The 22,769-nt window shown below is 60.2% G+C and carries 19 protein-coding genes; 16 read left to right on the forward strand and 3 right to left on the reverse strand.

The genetic code is table 11. The features are described from left to right. Positions 1-7: 7 nt before the first annotated feature. Complete coding sequence (locus CX511_RS17030) at positions 8-835, reverse strand: HpcH/HpaI aldolase/citrate lyase family protein (RefSeq protein WP_101292960.1); 828 nt, start codon at positions 833-835, stop codon at positions 8-10. After that, the gene (locus CX511_RS17035; protein WP_101292959.1) at positions 832-2,079 is read right to left on the reverse strand and encodes an aminotransferase class I/II-fold pyridoxal phosphate-dependent enzyme; all 1,248 of its coding nucleotides are present in this window, start codon (positions 2,077-2,079) and stop codon (positions 832-834) included. The genes CX511_RS17030 and CX511_RS17035 overlap by 4 nt, the downstream gene beginning before the upstream one ends. A gap of 398 nt (positions 2,080-2,477) precedes the next feature. Between CX511_RS17035 and CX511_RS17040 the strand changes: the two genes are divergently transcribed. From CX511_RS17040 to CX511_RS17115, 16 genes are all read left to right on the forward strand, one after another. Next, positions 2,478-3,236, forward strand: coding sequence for an SDR family NAD(P)-dependent oxidoreductase (locus CX511_RS17040; protein ID WP_045188411.1), 759 nt, complete (start codon positions 2,478-2,480; stop codon positions 3,234-3,236). Between the two features lie 182 nt (positions 3,237-3,418). Beyond that, entirely contained in the window at positions 3,419-4,081 is a 663-nt protein-coding gene (locus tag CX511_RS17045) for a lysoplasmalogenase (RefSeq protein ID WP_101292958.1), read from the forward strand. 358 nt (positions 4,082-4,439) lie between these two features. After that, a complete protein-coding gene (locus CX511_RS17050; RefSeq protein ID WP_028944238.1) occupies positions 4,440-4,853 on the forward strand; it encodes an NADH-quinone oxidoreductase subunit A in 414 nt (137 codons plus the stop codon). A gap of 10 nt (positions 4,854-4,863) precedes the next feature. Continuing rightward, positions 4,864-5,541 (forward strand): NADH-quinone oxidoreductase subunit B, encoded by a 678-nt coding sequence (locus CX511_RS17055; protein ID WP_010220398.1) that lies wholly within the window; start codon positions 4,864-4,866, stop codon positions 5,539-5,541. A gap of 78 nt (positions 5,542-5,619) precedes the next feature. Further along, positions 5,620-7,401, forward strand: a complete 1,782-nt coding sequence (gene nuoC / locus CX511_RS17060; protein WP_045188414.1) for an NADH-quinone oxidoreductase subunit C/D — start codon at positions 5,620-5,622, stop codon at positions 7,399-7,401. 2 nt (positions 7,402-7,403) lie between these two features. Then, positions 7,404-7,901: an NADH-quinone oxidoreductase subunit NuoE gene (nuoE, locus tag CX511_RS17065; protein WP_045188416.1), complete on the forward strand. Its 498-nt coding sequence runs from the start codon at positions 7,404-7,406 to the stop codon at positions 7,899-7,901. Then, positions 7,898-9,265: an NADH-quinone oxidoreductase subunit NuoF gene (gene nuoF / locus CX511_RS17070; protein ID WP_101292957.1), complete on the forward strand. Its 1,368-nt coding sequence runs from the start codon at positions 7,898-7,900 to the stop codon at positions 9,263-9,265. The genes nuoE and nuoF overlap by 4 nt, the downstream gene beginning before the upstream one ends. Positions 9,266-9,399: 134 nt before the next feature. Beyond that, positions 9,400-12,114, forward strand: coding sequence for an NADH-quinone oxidoreductase subunit NuoG (gene nuoG, locus CX511_RS17075; RefSeq protein WP_045188421.1), 2,715 nt, complete (start codon positions 9,400-9,402; stop codon positions 12,112-12,114). Continuing rightward, positions 12,111-13,118: an NADH-quinone oxidoreductase subunit NuoH gene (gene nuoH, locus CX511_RS17080; protein ID WP_101292956.1), complete on the forward strand. Its 1,008-nt coding sequence runs from the start codon at positions 12,111-12,113 to the stop codon at positions 13,116-13,118. Before nuoG ends, nuoH begins: the two co-directional genes overlap by 4 nt. 11 nt (positions 13,119-13,129) lie before the next feature. Further along, a complete protein-coding gene (nuoI, locus tag CX511_RS17085) occupies positions 13,130-13,678 on the forward strand; it encodes an NADH-quinone oxidoreductase subunit NuoI (protein WP_009400993.1) in 549 nt (182 codons plus the stop codon). 9 nt (positions 13,679-13,687) lie between these two features. Next, positions 13,688-14,188, forward strand: a complete 501-nt coding sequence (gene nuoJ, locus CX511_RS17090; RefSeq protein ID WP_045188427.1) for an NADH-quinone oxidoreductase subunit J — start codon at positions 13,688-13,690, stop codon at positions 14,186-14,188. A gap of 4 nt (positions 14,189-14,192) precedes the next feature. Beyond that, on the forward strand, positions 14,193-14,501 hold the full coding sequence (nuoK, locus tag CX511_RS17095; protein ID WP_028944232.1) for an NADH-quinone oxidoreductase subunit NuoK: 309 nt from the start codon (positions 14,193-14,195) through the stop codon (positions 14,499-14,501). Then, positions 14,498-16,351 (forward strand): NADH-quinone oxidoreductase subunit L, encoded by a 1,854-nt coding sequence (gene nuoL, locus CX511_RS17100; RefSeq protein ID WP_045188429.1) that lies wholly within the window; start codon positions 14,498-14,500, stop codon positions 16,349-16,351. Before nuoK ends, nuoL begins: the two co-directional genes overlap by 4 nt. A 39-nt stretch (positions 16,352-16,390) precedes the next feature. Then, positions 16,391-17,923: an NADH-quinone oxidoreductase subunit M gene (gene nuoM / locus CX511_RS17105; RefSeq protein ID WP_045188432.1), complete on the forward strand. Its 1,533-nt coding sequence runs from the start codon at positions 16,391-16,393 to the stop codon at positions 17,921-17,923. A gap of 7 nt (positions 17,924-17,930) precedes the next feature. Further along, entirely contained in the window at positions 17,931-19,400 is a 1,470-nt protein-coding gene (gene nuoN, locus CX511_RS17110) for an NADH-quinone oxidoreductase subunit NuoN (protein WP_045188434.1), read from the forward strand. Positions 19,401-19,584: 184 nt separating this feature from the next. Beyond that, complete coding sequence (locus tag CX511_RS17115; protein WP_101292955.1) at positions 19,585-21,669, forward strand: TonB-dependent receptor family protein; 2,085 nt, start codon at positions 19,585-19,587, stop codon at positions 21,667-21,669. Here CX511_RS17115 and CX511_RS17120 read toward each other — a convergent pair. Continuing rightward, positions 21,666-22,730: an AI-2E family transporter gene (locus CX511_RS17120; RefSeq protein WP_045188439.1), complete on the reverse strand. Its 1,065-nt coding sequence runs from the start codon at positions 22,728-22,730 to the stop codon at positions 21,666-21,668. The genes CX511_RS17115 and CX511_RS17120 overlap by 4 nt on opposite strands. Between the last annotated feature and the right edge of the window lie 39 nt (positions 22,731-22,769).

A 22,769-nucleotide genomic window follows, 5' to 3' on the forward strand; every position in this document is an offset into this window, starting at 1 on the left:
AACCTCCTCAGAGTCCCAGCTCCTGGGCACGCTGCATGACTTTCATGGCTTGTTTGACGAACGGCGGCCCGATCATCAGCGCGTTCAATCGGGTGATCTTGCTGCCGCTGCCCTGAGAAGCCTCGATAATCGCGTGGGCCTTTTCGCGCGCCTCCACCGAAGGTGTGAATGCCTGATTGATGATCTCCACTTGACGTGGGTGGATGGCCGTCTTGCCACTGAAGCCCAGATCTCGGGCGGCCAGACTCTCATCCCGCAGGCCCGACTCGTCATCCAGGTGGAAGTAAGCGGTATCGAATGCCGGAATCCCCGACGCCGCAGCGGCAGCGACGATGCTTGAGCGGGCATGCAGCATGTTCTGCCAGCCGCCAATGTCTACGCCCAGACTGGCGGCATAATCCGCGGAGCCAAAGATCAGCCCGTCGGCACTACGCGCCACCGCGTGGATGTCACCTAGACACGACGGGGTTTCCACGGTGACGAACAGCAAGGGAGATATGCCGTCGCGGGCCAGATTGGCGCGCACAATATCGACCTCGCTGGCACACTGGACCATGGTCATGACCACATGAGCCGGCCGTTGCCGCATTCGCTGGAGCAGCAGAAGATCCTGCAACCCCTCGTTGCTACGCAGGGGATTGATGCGTACCGCCATGCTGACCGGTGACTGTTCAACAAAGAACAACTCCAGGTTCAGGCGAGCTGCGGCCTTCTGCCCGGCTGGCACGCCATCCTCAAGGTCCAGGACCATGACATCGCTCAGTTCGCTCTTGCAGTACTGCCCTGGATGCAGAGCAGAACAGTAGAGCAGGCTTCTCGGTACGAACGGACTCATGGACGCGCCTCCTCATTCCCTGTGAGCGACCCGCCGCAGCGCTGTACCTGCTGGGCGACGATCGAGCAGAAGCTGCGGATATCTTCCTCGGTCATGTCTGCACGCAGCATCACGCGCAGGCCGGACTTGTCACGGGCAACAATCGGAAAGAACACTGCCGAGGTGTAGAAACCCTCCCTGAACACCGCCCCGGAAACACTGACCGCCATGTCCGGGCTAGCCATGGGCACGACACGAATCGGCGACGGTGTACCAGCATGTTCGGTCGGCATCAGTTGATCGAACAATGCGATATTGCGCATCAGCCTGCCCTGCAAGGTGGCCAGTTCGGCAGAACGATGGATCTCCAACGATGCCATTGCCGCCCCGATCGCCGCAGGATTCAGGTATTGCGAATAAGACATCGGACCGCCGAAGCGTCGAAATACCTTGTGATAAGACGCCTGCCTGGACATGAATATGCCGCCGCCATTCGCAGCAAATGCCTTCGCCAGCGAATAAACCAGTATGGTTCTGCTGTTTATCTCAGGCATCAAACTACGGACATATCCCTCACCCTTTCTGCCATAAGCACTAAGTGAATGGGAATCATCGAAATAAAGAAACAATCCGTACTTTTCCTGCAATGCCAGCAAGCGCTCGATCGGTGCACTTCCTCCCATGCTGTAGGCACCATCTGCAACATAGGCCACCTGACGATGGCGCTTGCACATATCTTCGATGAATTCCACATCATTATGCGCACAGGTAGTCACCTGAGTTTCATCACCACAGATTGCCTTGACCTGGTTCAATGCAAAGTGCGCGTGCTTGTCAAAGACCAGATAGGGCCGCACGCCATCAGTGAAAATGCCGGCAGCCAACAGCGGCAATGAAGCGACAATGCCGGCACTGCAGGATGTCGCGGTAAAAGCCTGACAGTCGAAGTGAGCCGACAGCGCGTCCTCCAACTCATCCAGTTCGCGCAGGCGAATACGGATGCGCGACGTCGGCAGGTTGACGGTGCCACTGTCCAAGACATACCGCGCAGCCCGCTGGACCAGCCGCTCATCGGTCTCCAGCCCCAGGTAGGAGCAGGAGCACATATTCATGAAGGTATGACCGTCCTGATCGCGCAGCCGGCTGGGATGACATTGAACAACGCTGCGATCGGTCAGGCCGGACTCCTGGGCAAGCTGCCAAGAGGTATTACCCAGTTCGATAGTACGGGCAGTGTTGATGAACATATTTCTTTTTTCGGACATGGTATTCCCCATAAACCTTATTAAGAAGTTCACACGTATAAAGCTAACGAATACAACAGGAAATTTCTTACAGCGGAATACAACATATGTAACCTTTGTGAGCCCTCAGTAAAAATCACCGAGCAACAATACCAACACCATTTGAAACGACAGGTCAAGCAACAGACCAGAGAAGAGCAACTGAAGCATCAGAAAGTCGCGCGCAGGATTAATTAAGGCGCTATTTTCAAACAAAGCACCCGCTCACTTACCGACACATTCAACGAGAACAAGACACACCAACATAACTTAGAAAATATTTGTGACATTTTCTGCAGGAAATTACCCGGATACGCCCTAGCCTTTATTTGCGAACTACTTGTCCGCTACCAACTTTGCAAACCGGAGAACATCCACCAATGGGCAGACTCAAGGGCAAGCGCGCACTGATCACCGGAGCCTCCAACGGCATTGGCCGAGCCATCGCCGAGTCGTTCATAGCCGAAGGGGCCGATATCTTCGTCACCGCCTACACCGACACCAGGGCGATCGAAGCGCTCGTGGCAGCGGCACACGACAGCGGTCGACGCGCCGAATCGGCACGCGTCGATCTGGCCGAAGCCGATGTCGACACGCTGTTCGACCAGGCTCATGACGCACTAGGCGGCCTCGACGTACTGGTGAATGGACCGGCATTCGTCTCGCGCACACCGTTTCTGCACTTCAGCGAACAGGAGTACCAACGTACCCTGGCAGTGAACCTGCGGTTTCCGTTCTTTGCCATCCAGCGCTTCGCCAGGGACTGCATTGCCCAGGGCCGCGCCGGCAGCATCATCAACCTGTCATCGGTGAGCGCCTTCCGGGCGTTGAGCCGCATGGCCGCCTACCAGGCCAGCAAGGCCGGGCTGTCGATGCTCACGCGCAGTTGTGCTCTGGAGCTGGCGGTCCACGGCATTCGGGTCAACACCTTGTCTCCTGGGCTGACCGCCACCCAAGGCAACGCCGATCAATGGCGCGACGCCCCGGACGTCTGGCAGGCACGAAAAAAGGACATCCCCCTGCAGCGTTGCGGCATGCCTGCTGACATGGTCGGCGCAGCTATCCTCCTCGCTTCAGACGAATCGGCCTGGATGACCGGGGCAGATCTGGTGATCGATGGCGGACTCAGCTGTATATAGCGCCGCCTGTGGGCTGGCCTTGCCAGTGATCGAGCGCGAAGCGCTGGCAATCAAGTCGCGGCCAGTATGCCGCCAGTAATGACCCAATCATCGGCAACGTCGACTGCCACAGAGCCATTGAAGTACTTCCTTATTATTTTCCATTGGCTATGCTGGGTGCACAACAACACCAAGGATTGGCCATGCTCCGCCCATTTACCCTGCTCTGCCTGGCGCTGCTCGGCACAGCTTTCTATATATACGCACTGGCCGGCCAGAATGCGCTGCTTGGCCTTGCCGTCAAACCGATCCCGGTACTGGCCCTGATCGCCTGGCTGAAGGCCGCCGAACCATCCCCCTACCGACGTTGGATCACCATTGGCCTGGGCTTCTCAGTACTGGGCGACATCCTTTTGGCTGTGCCTGGCGATCTGTTCGTATTTGGCCTGGCAGCGTTTCTTTGCGCCCATCTGGCCTACCTGCGCGGATACCTGAGCGAAACACGCGAGCGGGCAGCCTCGGCACTGGTAATCTCGGCGCTTGTCGGCACCACGCTGCTGGCCATACTGATCAGCCGTGGCCTGGGCGATCTGCTGATCCCGGTGACGGTGTACGCCCTGGCCATCAGCGCCATGCTCTGGCGCGCCCTGGCCTGTGGGGGTGTCGCCGCACTGGGCGCTATCGCCTTCGTATTTTCCGACAGCCTGATCGGCATTGACCGCTTTGTCGCACATTTTCAGGCGGCCCCGTACCTGATCATCCTCGCTTACTGGCTAGGGCAGTGGGCGATTGCCGCGTCGGTCTACACCAGACGCTCAGCAAAAACCTTGATCCAGACCGCGGCACGGCAGAATAAATTCGGTTAAAACACGGGGTGTGGAAACTTGCAGATGAAGCCTATGCCACACAACTTTGTAGTTGACCTGAACAGTAGGACGAATTACACAGCTTCAAATGATATTAATTATCATTTCTAATCTACAGCTTCATTACGCTTTGCAAGAAACATAATTAACAAAACCCGAGACAATGCCCGTCCCATGCGGCCTGCAGCGAGTTACGAAAGATTTTTGTTCTTAATCCTACGAATAAATTTGCTGCAGAAATTTTACTTGCACCGGGTTTACCCATAAAATCAGCACGATAGATTCCGCTGCGACATATCGTCACTGCTCCACTACTTTCCAAACCGCAGAGACTGGTCTCTGTATAAGGATTTTCAGCATGCCCGATTCGACAGGACTCATCGCCCACAACTGGGGCTTTGCCATTTTCCTTTTGGGTGTCGTCGGCCTCTGTGCCTTCATGCTCGGCCTGTCCGCCCTGCTCGGTAGCAAGGCCTGGGGCCGCAGCAAGAACGAACCCTTCGAGTCCGGCATGCTGCCTACTGGCGGCGCCCGCTTGCGCTTGTCAGCCAAATTCTATCTGGTCGCGATGCTGTTCGTGATCTTCGATATCGAAGCCCTCTTTCTCTTTGCATGGTCTGTGTCCGTCCGCGAAAGCGGCTGGACCGGATTCGTCGAAGCTCTCGTTTTCATAGCAATTCTGTTGGCAGGCCTTGTCTACCTATTCCGAGTGGGCGCCCTTGACTGGGCTCCGGAAGCTCGTCGTAAGCGGCAAGCGAAGCTGAAACAATGAGGCTTTGGCAATGCAATACAATCTCACCAGAATCGACCCGGATGCTCCCAACGAGCAATATCCAATCGGAGAGCGGGAAACCGTCTCCGATTCGCTGCTAGAGGACCAGGTCCACAAGAACATCTTCATGGGCAAACTTGAAGATGTGCTCAGTGGCGCGGTCAACTGGGGACGTAAGAACTCCCTGTGGCCGTACAACTTCGGCCTCTCCTGCTGCTACGTGGAAATGACCACAGCCTTCACGGCGCCCCACGACATCGCCCGCTTCGGCGCCGAAGTCATCCGGGCATCGCCGCGTCAGGCCGACTTCATGGTTATCGCCGGCACCTGCTTCATCAAGATGGCGCCGATCATCCAGCGCCTGTACGAGCAGATGCTCGAACCCAAGTGGGTCATCTCCATGGGTTCGTGCGCCAACTCCGGCGGCATGTACGACATTTACTCGGTCGTTCAGGGGGTCGACAAGTTCCTCCCCGTGGATGTCTATGTCCCTGGTTGCCCGCCTCGCCCTGAAGCCTTCCTGCAAGGCTTGATGCTGTTGCAGGAGTCGATTGGCCAGGAGCGTCGTCCTCTTTCCTGGGTTGTCGGCGATCAAGGCATTTACCGTGCCGAGATGCCGTCGCAGAAAGAGCAACGCCGTGAACAGCGCATCCAGGTCACCAACCTGCGCAGCCCCGACGAAGTCTGATCCAGCTATCAGTTGCCTGCGCGTGCGCGACAGGCAGCCTGGCTTCATTCTCTACGTTGACCGAAAGCGACCGAGACCATGACAGCGGACACCGCTATTTATATCCCGCCTTACAAGGCTGACGACCAGGATGTGGTTGTCGAACTGAACAACAAATTTGGCCCCGAGGCGTTCGTCGCCCAGGAAACCCGCACCGGCATGCCGGTGCTTTGGGTTACCCGCGCCAAACTCAAAGACGTTCTGACCTTCCTGCGCAACGTCGCCAAACCGTACAGCATGCTCTACGACCTGCACGGCGTGGACGAGCGTCTGCGCACCCAGCGCCGTGGCCTGCCAGGTGCTGACTTCAGTGTGTTCTATCACCTGCTCTCGGTGGAACGAAACAGTGACGTGATGATCAAGGTGGCCTTGAGCGAAGGCGACCTGAACCTGCCGACCGTGACCGGTATCTGGCCGAACGCCAACTGGTACGAACGCGAAGTCTGGGACATGTTCGGCATCGACTTTGCCGGCCACCCGCACCTGACCCGGATCATGATGCCGCCGACCTGGGAAGGTCACCCGTTGCGCAAGGACTACCCGGCGCGCGCCACCGAATTCGATCCGTACAGCCTGACCCTGGCCAAACAGCAGCTTGAGGAAGAAGCCGCGCGCTTTAACCCGGAAGCCTGGGGCATGAAGCGTTCTGGTGCCAACGAGGACTACATGTTCCTCAACCTCGGCCCGAACCACCCTTCGGCTCACGGCGCCTTCCGTATCGTCCTGCAACTGGACGGTGAAGAGATCGTCGACTGCGTGCCAGACATCGGTTACCACCACCGTGGTGCCGAGAAAATGGCCGAGCGTCAGTCATGGCACAGCTTCATTCCTTACACCGACCGTATCGACTACCTGGGCGGGGTAATGAACAACCTGCCGTACGTGCTTGCGGTCGAGAAGCTGGCCGGCATCCAGGTGCCGCAGAAAGTCGACGTGATCCGTATCATGCTCGCCGAGTTCTTCCGGATCACCAGCCACCTGCTGTTCCTGGGTACCTACATCCAGGACGTCGGCGCCATGACCCCGGTGTTCTTCACCTTCACCGACCGTCAACGCGCCTACACCGTGATTGAGGCCATTACCGGTTTCCGTCTGCACCCGGCCTGGTACCGCATCGGTGGTGTCGCCCACGACTTGCCACGCGGCTGGGACAAACTGGTGAAAGACTTCGTCGAATGGCTGCCAAAGCGCCTGGACGAATACACCAAGGCGGCCCTGCAGAACAGCATTCTCAAAGGCCGGACCATCGGCGTTGCCCAGTACAACACCAAAGAGGCCCTGGAATGGGGCGTCACCGGTGCTGGCCTGCGCTCCACCGGTCTGGACTTCGACCTGCGTAAAGCCCGTCCTTACTCCGGCTACGAGAACTTCGAGTTCGAAGTACCGCTGGCCCACAACGGCGATGCCTACGATCGCTGCATGGTCCGTGTCGAAGAGATGCGCCAGAGTATCCGCATCATCGATCAGTGCCTGCGCAACATGCCGGAAGGCCCGTACAAAGCGGATCACCCGCTGACCACGCCGCCGCCGAAAGAGCGCACCCTGCAGCACATCGAAACCCTGATCACTCACTTCCTGCAAGTGTCGTGGGGCCCGGTCATGCCGGCCAACGAATCCTTCCAGATGATCGAGGCGACCAAGGGCATCAACAGTTACTACCTGACGAGCGATGGCGGCACCATGAGCTACCGCACCCGGATTCGTACCCCGAGCTACCCGCACCTGCAGCAGATCCCTTCGGTGATCCGCGGCAGCATGGTCGCGGACCTCATTGCGTACCTGGGCAGTATCGACTTCGTTATGGCTGACGTGGACCGCTAAGCATGAATAACACGCTTATCCAAACCGACCGTTTCGCTCTGAGCGAAACCGAGCGCTCGGCCATCGAGCACGAGATGCATCACTACGAGGACCCGCGCGCGGCGTCCATCGAAGCCCTGAAGATCGTTCAGAAGGAACGCGGCTGGGTGCCGGACGGCGCCATCTATGCCATCGGCGAAGTGCTCGGCATCCCTGCCAGCGACGTTGAAGGCGTGGCCACCTTCTATAGCCAGATCTTCCGTCAGCCGGTTGGCCGACACATCATCCGCGTGTGCGACAGCATGGTCTGCTACATCGGTGGCCACGAGTCCGTGGTCAGCCAGATCCAGAGCGAGCTGGGGATTGGCCTGGGCCAGACCACCGCCGACGGCCGTTTCACCCTGCTGCCAGTGTGCTGCCTGGGTAACTGCGACAAGGCCCCGGCACTGATGATCGACGACGACACCTTTGGCGATGTCCAGCCTGCTGGCGTCTCCAAGCTGCTTGAGGGTTACGTATGACCATCACCTCCTTTGGTCCAGCCAACCGCATTGCCCGCAGCGCCGAGACCCACCCGCTGACCTGGCGCCTGCGTGACGACGGCGAGCCGATCTGGCTTGACGAGTACCAGGCCAAGGACGGCTACGCCGCTGCCCGCAAGGCACTGGCGCAAATGTCCCAGGACGATATCGTCCAGACCGTAAAAGACTCCGGCCTCAAGGGCCGGGGCGGTGCGGGCTTCCCGACGGGCGTCAAGTGGGGCCTGATGCCCAAAGACGAATCCATGAACATCCGCTACCTGCTGTGCAACGCGGATGAAATGGAGCCCAACACCTGGAAAGACCGCATGCTGATGGAGCAACAGCCCCATCTGCTGATCGAAGGCATGCTGATCAGCGCCCGTGCGCTGAAAGCCTACCGCGGCTACATCTTCCTGCGTGGCGAGTACACCACCGCAGCGCGCAACCTCAACCGTGCGGTCGAGGAAGCCAAAGCAGCAGGCCTGCTGGGCAAGAACATTCTCGGTAGCGGTTTCGACTTCGAGCTGTTTGTCCACACCGGTGCCGGTCGCTACATCTGTGGTGAAGAAACCGCACTGATCAACTCCCTCGAAGGTCGCCGCGCCAACCCGCGCTCCAAGCCGCCCTTCCCTGCCGCCGTGGGCGTCTGGGGCAAGCCGACTTGCGTGAACAACGTCGAGACCCTGTGCAACGTACCGGCGATCGTCGGCAACGGCATCGACTGGTACAAGTCGCTGGCCCGCGAAGGCTCTGAAGACCACGGCACCAAGCTGATGGGCTTCTCCGGCAAGGTCAAGAACCCTGGCCTGTGGGAACTGCCCTTCGGTGTCAGCGCCCGCGAGCTGTTCGAAGACTACGCCGGCGGCATGCGCGATGGCTTCAAGCTCAAGTGCTGGCAGCCTGGCGGCGCTGGCACCGGTTTCCTGCTGCCCGAGCACCTGGACGCGCAAATGTACGCCGGCGGCATCGCCAAGGTTGGCACCCGTATGGGTACTGGTCTGGCCATGGCCGTAGACGACAGCGTCAACATGGTCTCGCTGCTGCGCAACATGGAAGAGTTCTTTGCCCGAGAATCCTGTGGCTTCTGCACCCCGTGCCGCGACGGCCTGCCGTGGAGCGTCAAGCTCCTGCGTGCCCTCGAGAAAGGCCAGGGCCAGCAGGGCGACATCGAGACCCTGCTGGGTCTGGTCGGTTTCCTCGGCCCAGGCAAGACCTTCTGTGCGCACGCACCGGGCGCGGTAGAGCCGCTGGGCAGCGCGATCAAGTACTTCCGCCCTGAGTTCGAGGCTGGCATTGCTTCGGCTGCACCTGCAGCTGCTGCCCTGCGCCCGGACCTGGCGAAGCCGATCGTCGTCGGCGCATAACGAATAAAAATGCGAACGGTCCGTGCCGTTCGCTGCTTGCCCAGCTCGCCCCGGGGATACCTGTAGCGGGCTGCAGGCACACAGATTTCCATTAGCCACGCCCGCAGACGCGGGCCAACGAAGAACTTTGAACCATGGCCACTATCCACGTAGACGGCAAAGAGCTCGAAGTCAACGGCGCAGACAACCTGTTACAGGCGTGTCTGTCGCTCGGCCTCGACATCCCCTATTTCTGCTGGCACCCGGCGCTCGGTAGCGTCGGTGCCTGCCGCCAGTGCGCGGTCAAGCAGTACACCGACGAGAACGACACCCGCGGTCGTATCGTCATGTCCTGCATGACCCCTGCCACCGATGGCAGCTGGATTTCCATCGAAGACGAAGAAGCCAAGGTATTCCGTGCCAGCGTCGTCGAATGGCTGATGACCAACCACCCGCACGACTGCCCGGTCTGCGAGGAAGGCGGTCACTGCCACCTGCAAGACATGACGGTAATGACCGGCCACAACGAGCGCCGCTACCGCTTCACCAAGCGTACTCACCAGAACCAGGAGCTCGGCCCGTTCATCGCTCACGAGATGAACCGCTGCATCGCCTGCTACCGTTGTGTGCGTTACTACAAGGACTACGCCGGCGGTACTGACCTGGGCGTGTTCGGTGCCCACGACAACGTCTACTTCGGTCGCGTTGAAGACGGCACCCTCGAGAGCGAATTCTCCGGCAACCTCACCGAGGTCTGCCCGACCGGTGTGTTCACCGACAAGACCCACTCCGAGCGCTACAACCGTAAGTGGGACATGCAGTTTGCCCCGAGCATCTGTCATGGCTGCTCCAGCGGTTGCAACATCAGCCCGGGTGAGCGCTACGGCGAACTGCGCCGGATCGAAAACCGCTTCAACGGTTCGGTCAACCAGTACTTCCTCTGCGACCGTGGCCGCTTCGGTTATGGCTACGTCAACCGCGAAGACCGTCCACGTCAGCCTCTGCTGGCCGACGGCAGCAAGCTGAGCCTGGATGCGGCGCTGGACAAGGCCGCCGACATGCTGCGCGGCCGCAACATCGTCGGTATCGGTTCGCCACGTGCCAGCCTGGAAAGCAACTACGGTCTGCGCGAGCTGGTCGGTGCCGAGCACTTCTATTCGGGTATGGAAGCCGGTGAACTGGCCCGCGTGCGCCTGGCCCTGCAAGTGCTGAACGACAGCCCGCTGCCAGTACCGACCCTGCGTGACATGGAAGACCATGACGCGGTGTTCGTACTGGGTGAAGACTTGACCCAAACCGCTGCCCGCGTTGCCCTGGCCCTGCGCCAGTCGGTCAAGGGCAAGGCTGAAGCGATGGCCGACGCCATGCGCGTACAGCCATGGCTCGATGCTGCGGTGAAGAACATCGGTCAACACGCCATGTACCCGCTGTTCATTGCCAGCCTGGCCGAAACCAAGCTCGATGACGTCGCCGAAGAATGCGTACACGCAGCACCGGACGACCTGGCCCGTATCGGTTTCGCCGTGGCCCACGCCATCGACCCGAGCGCGCCTGCTGTCGAAGGCCTGGATACCGAAGCCCTGGCCCTGGCCAAGCGCATCGCCGATGCCCTGGTTGCCGCTAACCGTCCATTGGTAGTTGCCGGTACTTCGCTGGGTTCCAACGCGCTGATCGAAGCGGCTGCCAACATCGCTAAAGCCCTGAAGCTGCGCGAGAAGAACGGCTCGCTGAGCCTGGTAGTGCCTGAAGCCAACAGCCTCGGTATGGCCATGCTCGGTGGCGAGTCCGTCGACGCCGCCCTGGACGCCGTGATTTCCGGCAAGGCCGACGCCATCGTCGTCCTTGAAAACGACCTGTACAGCCGTGTGCCTGCGGCCAAGGTTGACGCGGCCCTGGCTGCAGCCAAGGTCGTGATCGTCGCCGATCACCAGAAAACCCCGACCGTCGAGCGCGCTCACCTGGTCTTGCCTGCGGCCACCTTCGCCGAAGGCGACGGTACCCTGGTCAGCCAGGAAGGCCGTGCCCAGCGTTTCTTCCAGGTGTTCGATCCAACCTACCTGGACAGCAGCATCCTGGTTCACGAAGGCTGGCGCTGGATGCACGCCCTGCGTGCGACCCTGCTCAACAAGCCGGTGGACTGGACCCAACTGGACCACGTCACCAGCGCTTGCGCCAATGTTGCGCCGCAGCTGTCGGGTATCGTCAACGCCGCACCGTCCGCTTCGTTCCGCATCAAGGGCATGAAGCTTGCGCGTGAGCCGCTGCGTTACTCCGGTCGTACCGCCATGCGCGCCAATATCAGCGTCCATGAACCACGTACCCCGCAAGACAAAGACAGCGCCTTCGCCTTCTCCATGGAAGGTTACTCGGGCTCGGCCGAACCACGCTCGCAAGTGCCGTTTGCCTGGTCTCCAGGCTGGAACTCGCCACAGGCCTGGAACAAGTTCCAGGACGAGGTCGGTGGTCACCTGCGCGCTGGCGACCCAGGCACCCGCCTGATCGAAACCCAGGGCGACAAGCTCAATTGGTTCGCCAACATCCCGGCGGCCTTCTCCCCAGCCCGTGGCACCTGGCAGGTTGTGCCGTTCTACCACCTGTTCGGTAGCGAAGAGAACTCCTCGCGCGCCGCGCCGGTACAAGAGCGTATCCCGCAGGCTTACATTGGCCTGGCCAAGTCCGAAGCCGATCGCCTGGGCGTCAACGACGGTGCGATGCTCAACGTCAACGTAGCGGGTCAGACCCTGCGTCTGCCATTGCGTATCAATGAAGAACTGGGCGCAGGCCTGGTTGCCCTGCCCAAAGGCCTGGCTGGCATTCCGCCTGCCATCTTCGGTGCATCCGTCGAAGGCTTGCAGGAGGCAGCACAATGACCTGGTTCACCCCTGAAGTGATCGAAGTGATCATTACCGTCGTCAAAGCCATCGTCATCCTGCTGGCCGTGGTGGTCTGCGGTGCGCTGCTCAGCTTTGTCGAGCGGCGTCTGCTGGGCTGGTGGCAGGACCGTTACGGTCCGAACCGCGTCGGCCCGTTCGGTATGTTCCAGATCGCAGCCGACATGCTGAAGATGTTCTTCAAGGAAGACTGGAACCCACCCTTCGTCGACAAGATGATCTTCACCCTGGCGCCGGTCGTGGCCATGAGTGCCTTGCTGATCGCTTTCGCCATCATCCCGATCACCCCGACCTGGGGTGTCGCGGACCTGAACATCGGCCTGCTGTTCTTCTTCGCCATGGCCGGTCTGTCGGTGTATGCCGTGCTGTTCGCCGGTTGGTCGTCGAACAACAAGTACGCCCTGCTCGGCAGCCTGCGGGCCTCGGCGCAGACCGTGTCGTACGAAGTGTTCATGGGCCTGGCGCTGATGGGTATTGTTGCCCAGGTCGGCTCGTTCAACATGCGCGATATCGTTGACTACCAGGCTCAGAACCTGTGGTTCATCATTCCGCAGTTCTTCGGCTTCTGCACCTTCTTCATCGCTGGCGTCGCCGTGACTCACCGTCACCCGTTCGACCAGCCGGAAGCGGAACAGGAACTGGCCGACGGTTACCACATTGAATATGCCGGCATGAAATGGGGCATGTTCTTCGTCGGTGAGTACATCGGCATCATCCTGATCTCAGCGCTGCTGGTAACCCTGTTTTTCGGTGGCTGGCACGGACCGTTCGGCATTCTGCCGCAAGTACCGTTCCTGTGGTTCGCCCTGAAGACCGCGTTCTTCATCATGCTGTTCATCCTGCTGCGTGCCTCGATCCCGCGCCCGCGCTATGACCAGGTGATGGACTTCGGCTGGAAGTTCTGCCTGCCGCTGACCCTGATCAATTTGCTGGTGACCGCTGCGCTCGTGTTGCTCAACACGCCAGCTGTTGCGGCCCAGTGAGGATTTGACCCATGTTCAAATATATTGGCGACATCGTTAAGGGCACTGGCACCCAGCTGCGCAGCCTGGTGATGGTGTTTTCTCACGGTTTTCGCAAACGTGACACCCTGCAGTACCCCGAAGAGCCGGTCTACCTGCCGCCACGCTACCGTGGCCGCATTGTCCTGACCCGCGACCCGGATGGCGAAGAGCGCTGTGTAGCGTGCAACCTGTGTGCTGTGGCCTGCCCGGTTGGTTGCATCTCGCTGCAGAAAGCCGAAACAGAAGACGGTCGTTGGTACCCGGAATTCTTCCGCATCAACTTCTCCCGTTGCATTTTCTGCGGCCTCTGCGAGGAAGCCTGCCCGACCACCGCGATCCAGCTGACGCCGGATTTCGAAATGGCCGAGTTCAAACGTCAGGATCTGGTGTACGAGAAAGAAGATCTGCTGATCTCCGGTCCCGGCAAGAACCCTGACTACAACTTCTACCGTGTTGCAGGTATGGCTGTTGCCGGCAAGCCGAAAGGCGCCGCGCAGAACGAAGCCGAGCCGATCAACGTGAAGAGCTTGCTCCCTTAAGGAAGAAAGATGGAATTCGCTTTCTATTTCGCATCCGGTGTCGCTGTGGTGTCCACCCTTAGGGTGATCACCAACACCAACCCCGTGCACGCCCTGCTCTACCTGATCATTTCGCTGATCTCCGTGGCAATGACCTTCTTCGCCCTCGGTGCTCCGTTCGCCGGCGTCCTGGAAGTGATCGCTTACGCTGGCGCCATCATGGTGCTTTTCGTCTTCGTGGTGATGATGCTCAACCTCGGGCCGGCTTCGGTCGCCCAGGAACGTGGCTGGCTCAAGCCGGGCATCTGGTTGGGGCCTGTGGTCCTCGCTGCGCTGCTGCTGCTTGAACTGCTGTACGTGCTGTTCGCCAATGAAAGCGGCGCCGGCATCGGCCACACCACGGTCGACGCCAAAGCTGTCGGCATCAGCCTGTATGGTCCTTACCTGCTGGTGGTGGAACTGGCCTCGATGCTGCTGCTCGCCGCAGCGGTGACGGCATTCCACCTCGGCCGCAACGAGGCGAAGGAGTAATCACATGCCAGCTATCCCTCTCGAGCACGGTCTGGCAGTCGCCGGCATCCTGTTCTGCCTCGGTCTTGTCGGCCTGATGGTGCGCCGCAACATTCTTTTCGTGTTGATGAGCCTGGAAATCATGATGAACGCCTCGGCACTGGCGTTCATCGTCGCCGGCAGCCGCTGGGCACAGCCGGATGGACAGATCATGTTCATCCTGGTGATCAGCCTGGCAGCCGCCGAGGCCAGTATTGGCCTGGCGATCCTGCTGCAGCTGTATCGCCGCTTCCACACTCTCGACATCGATGCAGCCAGTGAGATGCGCGGATGAACCTTATCTTTCTGACGTTCGTATTCCCCCTGATCGGCTTCCTGCTGTTGTCGTTCTCCCGTGGACGGTTCTCTGAGAACCTCTCGGCGCTGATCGGCGTCGGTTCGGTAGGCCTCTCGGCCGCCGTAGCCGCCTACGTGATCTGGCAATTCAACGTCGCGCCGCCGGAAGGTGGCGCGTACAGCCAGCTGCTGTGGCAGTGGATGTCGGTGGATGGCTTTGCGCCGAACTTCACCCTGTACGTGGATGGTCTGTCGATCACCATGCTCGGCGTGGTCACCGGCGTAGGCTTCCTGATCCACCTGTTCGCCTCCTGGTACATGCGTGGTGAAGCTGGCTACTCGCGCTTCTTCGCCTACACCAACCTGTTCATTGCCAGCATGTTGTTCCTGGTCCTGGGCGACAACCTGCTGTTCATCTACTTCGGTTGGGAAGGCGTGGGCCTGTGCTCGTACCTGTTGATCGGTTTCTACTACAGCAACCGCAACAACGGTAACGCCGCACTCAAAGCCTTCATCGTCACCCGTATCGGCGACGTGTTCATGGCCATCGGCCTGTTCATTCTGTTCGCCCAGCTCGGTACGCTGAACGTGCAAGAGCTGCTGGTACTGGCGCCGCAGAAATTCCAGGCGGGTGACTTCTGGATGGTTCTGGCCACTCTGATGCTGCTCGGTGGTGCGGTCGGTAAATCCGCCCAGCTGCCGCTGCAAACCTGGCTGGCTGACGCGATGGCCGGCCCTACCCCGGTTTCGGCACTGATCCACGCCGCAACCATGGTAACCGCCGGCGTTTATCTGATCGCCCGTACCCACGGCCTGTTCGCCCTGGCCCCTGACGTTCTGCACCTGGTCGGTGTGGTCGGCGGTGTGACCCTGGTTCTGGCTGGCTTTGCGGCGCTGGTACAGACCGACATCAAGCGTATCCTCGCCTACTCGACCATGAGCCAGATCGGCTACATGTTCCTGGCTTTGGGCGTTGGCGCCTGGGAAGGCGCGATCTTCCACCTGATGACCCACGCCTTCTTCAAGGCCCTGCTGTTCCTTGCCTCCGGTGCGGTGATCGTTGCCTGCCACCACGAGCAAAACATCTTCAAGATGGGTGGCCTGTGGAAGAAGCTGCCTCTGGCCTACGCCAGCTTCATCGTCGGTGGTGCCGCCCTGGCTGCCCTGCCGCTGCTGACCGCCGGCTTCTATTCCAAGGATGAGATCCTCTGGGAAGCCTTCGCCAGCGGCAACAACGGTCTGCTGTACGCCGGCCTGGTCGGTGCGTTCATGACCTCGCTGTACACCTTCCGCCTGATCTTCATTGCCTTCCACGGCGAAGCCAAGACCGAAGCCCATGCTGGCCACGGGATCTCCCACTGGCTGCCACTGGGCGTGCTGATCGTGCTGTCGACCTTCATCGGTGCCTGGATTCATCCACCACTGGCGGGCGTGCTGCCGCAGAGCGTCGGCCATGCCGGCGGCGAAGCCAAGCACAGCCTGGAAATTGCCTCGGGCGCCATCGCCATCGCCGGTATTCTGCTGGCTGCGGTGCTGTTCCTGGGCAAGCGTCGCCTGGTCACCGCGATTGCCAACAGCGGCATCGGCCGCGTCCTCTCGGCCTGGTGGTTCGCCGCCTGGGGCTTCGACTGGATCTACGACAAGCTGTTCGTCAAACCTTACCTGCTGATCGCCCACATCCTGCGCAAGGATCCGGTTGACCGCAGTATTGGCCTGATTCCGCGTATGGCGAAGGGCGGCCATGCCGCCATGAGCAAAACCGAAACCGGTCAGCTGCGCTGGTACACCGCTTCGATCGCCGTAGGTGCCGTGCTTGTGCTCGGTGCCGTTGTAATGGCTGCGGTCTGATATGAACCTTGCGACTTTGCGAAAGGAATTGAGCCCGTCATGATTTTGCCTTGGCTGATCCTGATCCCCTTTATCGGCGGCCTGCTGTGCTGGCTGGGTGAGCGCTTCGGCGCCACCCTGCCGCGCTGGATTGCGCTGCTGACCATGTCCCTGCTGCTTGGTATCGGCCTTTGGCTGTGGGCCAACGGGGACTACACCCTGGCCCCTGCACCGGGCGCTGCGCCTGAGTGGGCGGTCGAATTCAAAGTGCTGTGGATCGAGCGCTTCGGCATCAGCCTGCACCTGGCCCTCGACGGCCTGTCGCTGCTGATGATCCTGCTCACCGGCCTGCTCGGTGTGCTGTCGGTACTGTGTTCCTGGAAAGAGATCCAGCGTCACGTCGGCTTCTTCCACCTCAACCTGATGTGGATCCTTGGCGGCGTGGTCGGTGTGTTCCTGGCCCTGGACCTGTTCCTGTTCTTCTTCTTCTGGGAAATGATGCTGGTGCCGATGTATTTCCTCATCGCGCTCTGGGGTCACAGCTCTTCAGACGGCAAGAAGACCCGGATCTACGCTGCGACCAAGTTCTTCATCTTCACTCAGGCCAGCGGCCTGATCATGCTGGTGGCGATCCTCGGTCTGGTACTGGTCAACTACAGCAACACCGGTGTGATCACCTTCGACTACACCCAGTTGCTCAAGGCCGACCTGCCAGCGGGCACCGAATACCTGCTGATGCTGGGCTTCTTCATCGCCTTTGCGGTCAAGCTGCCGGTGGTACCGTTCCACTCCTGGCTGCCTGATGCGCACGCCCAGGCGCCAACCGCAGGTTCCGTTGACCTGGCGGGTATCTTGCTGAAGACCGCTGCCTACGGCCTGCTGCGTTTTGCCCTGCCGCTGTTCCCGAACGCTTCGGCCGAGTTTGCGCCGATTGCCATGACCCTGGGTCTGATCGGGATTTTCTACGGTGCCTTCCTGGCGTTCGCTCAGACCGACATCAAGCGTCTGGTCGCCTTCTCCAGCGTTTCGCACATGGGTTTCGTACTGATCGGTATCTACTCCGGCAGCCAGCAAGCACTGCAAGGCGCGGTGATCCAGATGTTGGCTCACGGTCTGTCGGCGGCGGCACTGTTTATCCTCGCCGGCCAGCTGTATGAGCGCCTGCACACCCGTGACATGCGTGAGATGGGCGGCCTGTGGCATCGCATCGCTTACCTGCCGGCCATCAGCCTGTTCTTCGCCGCAGCGTCTCTGGGCCTGCCGGGTACCGGTAACTTTGTCGGTGAGTTCCTGATCCTGATTGGCAGCTTCGTCGCTTCGCCATGGGTCACGGTCATCGCCACTTCCGGCCTGGTGTTCGGTTCGGTCTACTCGCTGATCATGATTCACCGCGCCTACTTTGGCCCGGCGAAGTCGGACGAAGTCCTGGCTGGCATGGATACCCGCGAAATGATCATGGTACTGGGCCTGGCTGGCCTGCTGATCCTGCTGGGCGTCTACCCGCAGCCGTTCCTGGACACTTCCGCCGCCACCATGAGTGGTGTGCAGCAGTGGCTCGGCTCCGCTTTCACTCAACTCGCTTCGGCCCGGTAAGAGCGCTATGGACCTGACGATTCAACACTTTATCGCGCTTGCGCCGCTGCTGATTACCACCATCACCGTTGTCGTGGTGATGCTGGCAATCGCCTGGCGCCGCAACCATTCGCAAACCTTCCTGCTGTCGACCGTAGGCCTGAACCTGGCCCTGCTGTCGATCCTGCCGGTATTGAAAGTCGTACCCCTGGCAGTGACCCCGCTGCTGACCATCGACAAGTTCGCCTGCCTGTACATGGCGCTGATCCTGGTCGCCACCCTGGCGTGCGTCACCCTCGCCCACGCGTATCTGGGTGATGGCGGCAAAGGCTACCCAGGCAACCGCGAAGAGCTGTACCTGCTGATCCTCATGGCTGCTCTCGGTGGCCTGGTACTGGTCAGCGCGCAGCACCTGGCTGGCCTGTTCATTGGTCTTGAGCTGCTGTCGGTACCGGTCTACGGCCTGGTCGCTTATGCCTTCTTCAACAAGCGTTCGCTGGAAGCCGGCATCAAGTACATGGTGCTGTCAGCTGCCGGTTCTGCGTTCCTGCTGTTCGGTATGGCCCTGCTCTACGCCGATGCCGGTAGCCTGAGCTTCGACGGTATCGGTAAGGCGCTGGCCGCTACCAACATGCCAAGCCTGCTGGCACAGCTGGGCCTGGGCATGATGCTGGTGGGTCTGGCGTTCAAACTGTCGCTGGTGCCGTTCCACCTGTGGACCCCGGACGTCTACGAAGGTGCTCCGGCACCGGTCGCCGCCTTCCTGGCCACCGCCAGCAAGGTCGCGGTGTTCGCCGTTGTCGTGCGTCTGTACATGCTTTCGCCTGCTGCCAGCAGCGGCGTGCTGACCACCGTGCTGTCGGTGATTGCCGTTGCCTCGATCCTGATCGGTAACCTGCTGGCACTGACCCAGAGCAACCTCAAGCGTCTGCTTGGTTACTCGTCCATCGCCCACTTCGGCTACCTGCTGATTGCCCTGGTGGCGAGCAAGGGTCTGGCCGTTGAAGCCATCGGCGTGTACCTGGTCACCTACGTGATCACCAGCCTCGGTGCTTTCGGCGTGATCACCCTGATGTCCTCGCCGTACAACGGCCGTGACGCGGACGCCCTGTATGAGTACCGCGGCCTGTTCTGGCGTCGTCCGTACCTGACCGCAGTGCTGACCGTCATGATGCTGTCGCTGGCCGGTATCCCGCTGACCGCAGGCTTCATCGGCAAGTTCTACATCATCGCCACCGGTGTCGAATCGCAGCTGTGGTGGCTGGTCGGTGCCCTGGTGATCGGTAGTGCCATCGGTGTGTTCTATTACCTGCGCGTGATGGTCACCCTGTTCCTGATTGAGCCGAACCTGCGTCGTCACGATGCCCCGCTGAACTGGGAACAGCGTACCGGTGGCGTCATGCTGCTGGCGATCGCGATCCTGGCCTTTGTGCTGGGTGTGTACCCGCAGCCGTTACTGGACATGGTTCAGCATGCAGGCTTGCAACTGATCGGTTGATCGATCTTGCAATGACAGACACCCCGCTTCGGCGGGGTGTTTTTTTTTGCCCCCCACTCGTATAACGCGCTGCCCCCTTGTGGGAGCCGGCCTTGCCGGCGATGACGCCGGTACAGATCAGCGACTGTGCTTCGTCTGATAGTTGCGACGTCTGATTCCCGCTCACAGTCCCGGAACCCCTTCGATGCGCCCCACCCTACCCCGCTCCTCCCTCGCCGTGCTGATCTCCTGCGCCGCCTCAGTCCAGGCCAACGAAGGCATTGAACTTGGCCAAGTGTTGATCCAGGAACAGGAGCAGAGCGAACTGCAAGACGCCCGTGAACGCCTGAATCAGGTACCAGGCGCCAGCAACCTGATTGACATGCAACGGGTGGAGCAAGGTCGGGTCGCCAGCAACCAGGACGTACTGGCCTACCAGCCGGGCGTATTCGCCCAGTCCGCCGGCAACGACGGCATCAAGTTGTCGATCCGTGGCTCTGGCATCAACCGCGCACCGGGCAGCCACGGTTCTGGCGTGTACACAATGTTCGACGGTCTGCCGCTGACCGGTCCGGGCGGCACGCCTTATGAGTTGTTCGAACCGTTGTGGCTAAGCCGTGCCGAAGTCCTACGCGGCGCCAACGGTTTCGACCGCGGCGCTCTGGCCCTGGGTGGCGCCATTGATTACATCACCCACACCGGTTACGACGCCGCGCCTTTGCAAGTTCGCTATGAAGTGGGCAGCCGCGGCTATGCCAAGCGCCAGATCAGTTCGGGCCAGGTCTTGGGTGACCTGGACTACTACGTGGCCCTGACTGACGCTGAGTACGATGGCTATCAGGAGCACAGCAGTGGCAGCAGCAAGGGGATTGCCGCCAACGTCGGTTACCGTTTCAATCCGAATCTGGAAACGCGTTTCTACCTGCGCTATAGGGAAACCGAGAACGACCTGGCTGGGCGCCTGACCAAAGCGCAAATCAAACATGATCCGCGTGCGGCCAATCCGCTCTACCTGAGTCGCGATGCCAGCCGTCCGCAACCGGGCAGTACCTGGGTAGGCAACAAGACCACGTTTTTCCTTGATGATGATTCACGTCTGGAGGCCGGGCTGGTCTACCACGACTACCCGATGGACCTACGCGAAGGTGCTAACCGTTTGAAAGTCGCTTACAGCGACGTCAGCGGCACCTTGAACTACTTGCGTCGTGACACGCTGTTCGGCCACGAGAGCAAAACCACTGTTGGCTGGCGCACCACAAAGCACTTGCCCAACAGTGGTGCGTCCGAATTTGTCCGGGTATCGGAAAACAGCAATGGCAACCTGCCCGTAGGCACCCGCACCCGCGACTTCAGCTACCAAGGTTCCGACAGCGTTGTGCATGTTGGCAATGACCTTGAGTTGGTGCCGAATCTGTGGCTGACCAGCGGCCTGGCAATGATCTACACCCGTCGCGAAAGTGCCGTGACCTACCCGGAAAACGGCGGCAAGGTCAGCCAACATGACTGGGACTACGCTCCACGCCTGGGTTTACGCTATGACCTGAACCCAAGCCTGCAACTGTACGGCAACCTTAGCCGCTCCGTTGAACCGCCCCACCCCTGGGCGTTGATCTGGAGCTCGCCGCGGGTCAATGGCCAGCAGATCCAGCCCATCGAAATGCAAAACCAGACCGCCACAACCCTGGAACTGGGTGCTCGCGGTGAGGCGCAGATCGGGCGCTGGGACCTGGCCTGGTATTACTCGGACGTGCGCCACGAGTTGCTGGCAGTGGAGATCGTGTCGGGCCTGCCCGCCGCCGAATTCAACGCCAGCCCCACCGTCCATCAAGGCGTAGAAGCTGGCCTCGACAGCCTGCTCTGGCAACGTGCCGACGTCGGCAAGCTGTCGCTGCGCCAGGCCTACACCTTCAGTGACTTCCACTACCGTGATGACGATACCTTTGGCGACAATCGCCTGCCCGGTATCCCGATGCACTACTACCAGGCCGAGCTGCGCTTTGACCTGCCCAGCGGTTTGTATGCCGGGATCAATACGCAGATGGCGTCCAAGGTCCAGGTCGATTATGCCAACAGCTATCCGACAGATGCCTATGCCCTTCTTGGCGCAACCTTGGGCTACAACTCGCCGAAACAAGACTGGCAGACCTGGCTGGATCTACGCAACCTGACCAACAAGCGTTATGCCGCCACGGTAACACCAGGCTACAACGACAATGGCAAGGACATTGCCCACTCGACCCCAGGCGAAGGCTTTGGCGTCTACGCTGGCGTGTCCTACAGTTTCCGCTAACTGGGCAGTTGCACCTGAGGTTTAGTCGCGACGAAGATCGCCCAGCTGGAGATAAACAGTGCGGCGATCAGCGGTCCGATGACGAAGCCGTTAATACCGAATACGGCCAGGCCACCCAGGGTTGAGACCAGAACCAGGTAATCCGGCATTTTGGTGTCCTTGCCCACCAGGATCGGCCGCAACACATTGTCCACCAGACCAATCACGAAGACACCGTACAGCGCCAGCACTACACCTTGCCAGAATGAACCGGTAGCGACGAAGTACACTGCCACCGGTGCCCAGACAATGCCGGCGCCCACTGCCGGCAGCAATGATAGAAAGGCCATCAGCACGCCCCAGACCAGTGGGCTGGGTATGTCCAGAACCCAGAAGATAACGCCTCCCAAGGCCCCCTGGGTCACGGCCACCAGCAGGTTGCCCTTCACGGTGGCCCGTACCACACGGTTAAACTTCAATTGCAGGCGGCGCTTCTGCTGCTCGGCCAGTGGCACCGCCGCGCGGATCTTGCGCACCAGTTCCGCGCCGTCGCGCAAAAAGAAATACAACAAATAGAGCATGACGCCGAAACTCACCAGAAATTCGAACGTACCCTGGCCAAAACTGAACGCCTGGCCGGCGAAGAACTGGCTGCCTTGCATCGCGCCTTTGGTAATTTTGTCGCGCATACCCTCCAGATCGCCCATACCCATGCGCTCAAGACCATTCTGGGCGTAAGGCGGGAGCATGGCCTGGAAGCGCTCAATGTAACCGGCGATATCCAGCTGGCCGCTTTCAATGTTTTTGTATAACGCCGCACCTTCCTGGACCAGCAGGGTACTGATGACGATCATCGGCAAGATAGCGATCAACAGACACACCAGCAAGGTCAGGCCGGCCGCCAGGTTACGCCGCCAGCCCATGCGCGGCAGCAGCCGTCGCTGTAAAGGCGCAAAGAGGATGCCGAGAATCACCGCCCAGAACACCGCGCCGTAGAACGGCAGCAAGATCCAGATAAAGGCAATGGTCACCAAGGCCAGAAACAGGTGCAGGGCCTTGTGCTGCAGGGCGGTTTCGTTCATGTGCGCTCCGTTGCTGTTCACAACGTTAGTGCACGCCAG

It is taken from the genome of Pseudomonas sp. S06B 330 (genome assembly GCF_002845275.2).
GTDB lineage: Bacteria > Pseudomonadota > Gammaproteobacteria > Pseudomonadales > Pseudomonadaceae > Aquipseudomonas.

Bases quoted from the DNA above. Each gene is read 5' to 3' on its own strand.
- CX511_RS17030 (WP_101292960.1), bottom strand. From the start codon at position 835: ATGAGTCCGTTCGTACCGAGAAGCCTGCTCTACTGTTCTGCTCTGCAT.
- CX511_RS17035 (WP_101292959.1), bottom strand. From the start codon at position 2,079: ATGTCCGAAAAAAGAAATATGTTCATCAACACTGCCCGTACTATCGAA.
- CX511_RS17040 (WP_045188411.1), top strand. From the start codon at position 2,478: ATGGGCAGACTCAAGGGCAAGCGCGCACTGATCACCGGAGCCTCCAAC.
- CX511_RS17045 (WP_101292958.1), top strand. From the start codon at position 3,419: ATGCTCCGCCCATTTACCCTGCTCTGCCTGGCGCTGCTCGGCACAGCT.
- CX511_RS17050 (WP_028944238.1), top strand. From the start codon at position 4,440: ATGCCCGATTCGACAGGACTCATCGCCCACAACTGGGGCTTTGCCATT.
- CX511_RS17055 (WP_010220398.1), top strand. From the start codon at position 4,864: ATGCAATACAATCTCACCAGAATCGACCCGGATGCTCCCAACGAGCAA.
- nuoC (WP_045188414.1), top strand. From the start codon at position 5,620: ATGACAGCGGACACCGCTATTTATATCCCGCCTTACAAGGCTGACGAC.
- nuoE (WP_045188416.1), top strand. From the start codon at position 7,404: ATGAATAACACGCTTATCCAAACCGACCGTTTCGCTCTGAGCGAAACC.
- nuoF (WP_101292957.1), top strand. From the start codon at position 7,898: ATGACCATCACCTCCTTTGGTCCAGCCAACCGCATTGCCCGCAGCGCC.
- nuoG (WP_045188421.1), top strand. From the start codon at position 9,400: ATGGCCACTATCCACGTAGACGGCAAAGAGCTCGAAGTCAACGGCGCA.
- nuoH (WP_101292956.1), top strand. From the start codon at position 12,111: ATGACCTGGTTCACCCCTGAAGTGATCGAAGTGATCATTACCGTCGTC.
- nuoI (WP_009400993.1), top strand. From the start codon at position 13,130: ATGTTCAAATATATTGGCGACATCGTTAAGGGCACTGGCACCCAGCTG.
- nuoJ (WP_045188427.1), top strand. From the start codon at position 13,688: ATGGAATTCGCTTTCTATTTCGCATCCGGTGTCGCTGTGGTGTCCACC.
- nuoK (WP_028944232.1), top strand. From the start codon at position 14,193: ATGCCAGCTATCCCTCTCGAGCACGGTCTGGCAGTCGCCGGCATCCTG.
- nuoL (WP_045188429.1), top strand. From the start codon at position 14,498: ATGAACCTTATCTTTCTGACGTTCGTATTCCCCCTGATCGGCTTCCTG.
- nuoM (WP_045188432.1), top strand. From the start codon at position 16,391: ATGATTTTGCCTTGGCTGATCCTGATCCCCTTTATCGGCGGCCTGCTG.
- nuoN (WP_045188434.1), top strand. From the start codon at position 17,931: ATGGACCTGACGATTCAACACTTTATCGCGCTTGCGCCGCTGCTGATT.
- CX511_RS17115 (WP_101292955.1), top strand. From the start codon at position 19,585: ATGCGCCCCACCCTACCCCGCTCCTCCCTCGCCGTGCTGATCTCCTGC.
- CX511_RS17120 (WP_045188439.1), bottom strand. From the start codon at position 22,730: ATGAACGAAACCGCCCTGCAGCACAAGGCCCTGCACCTGTTTCTGGCC.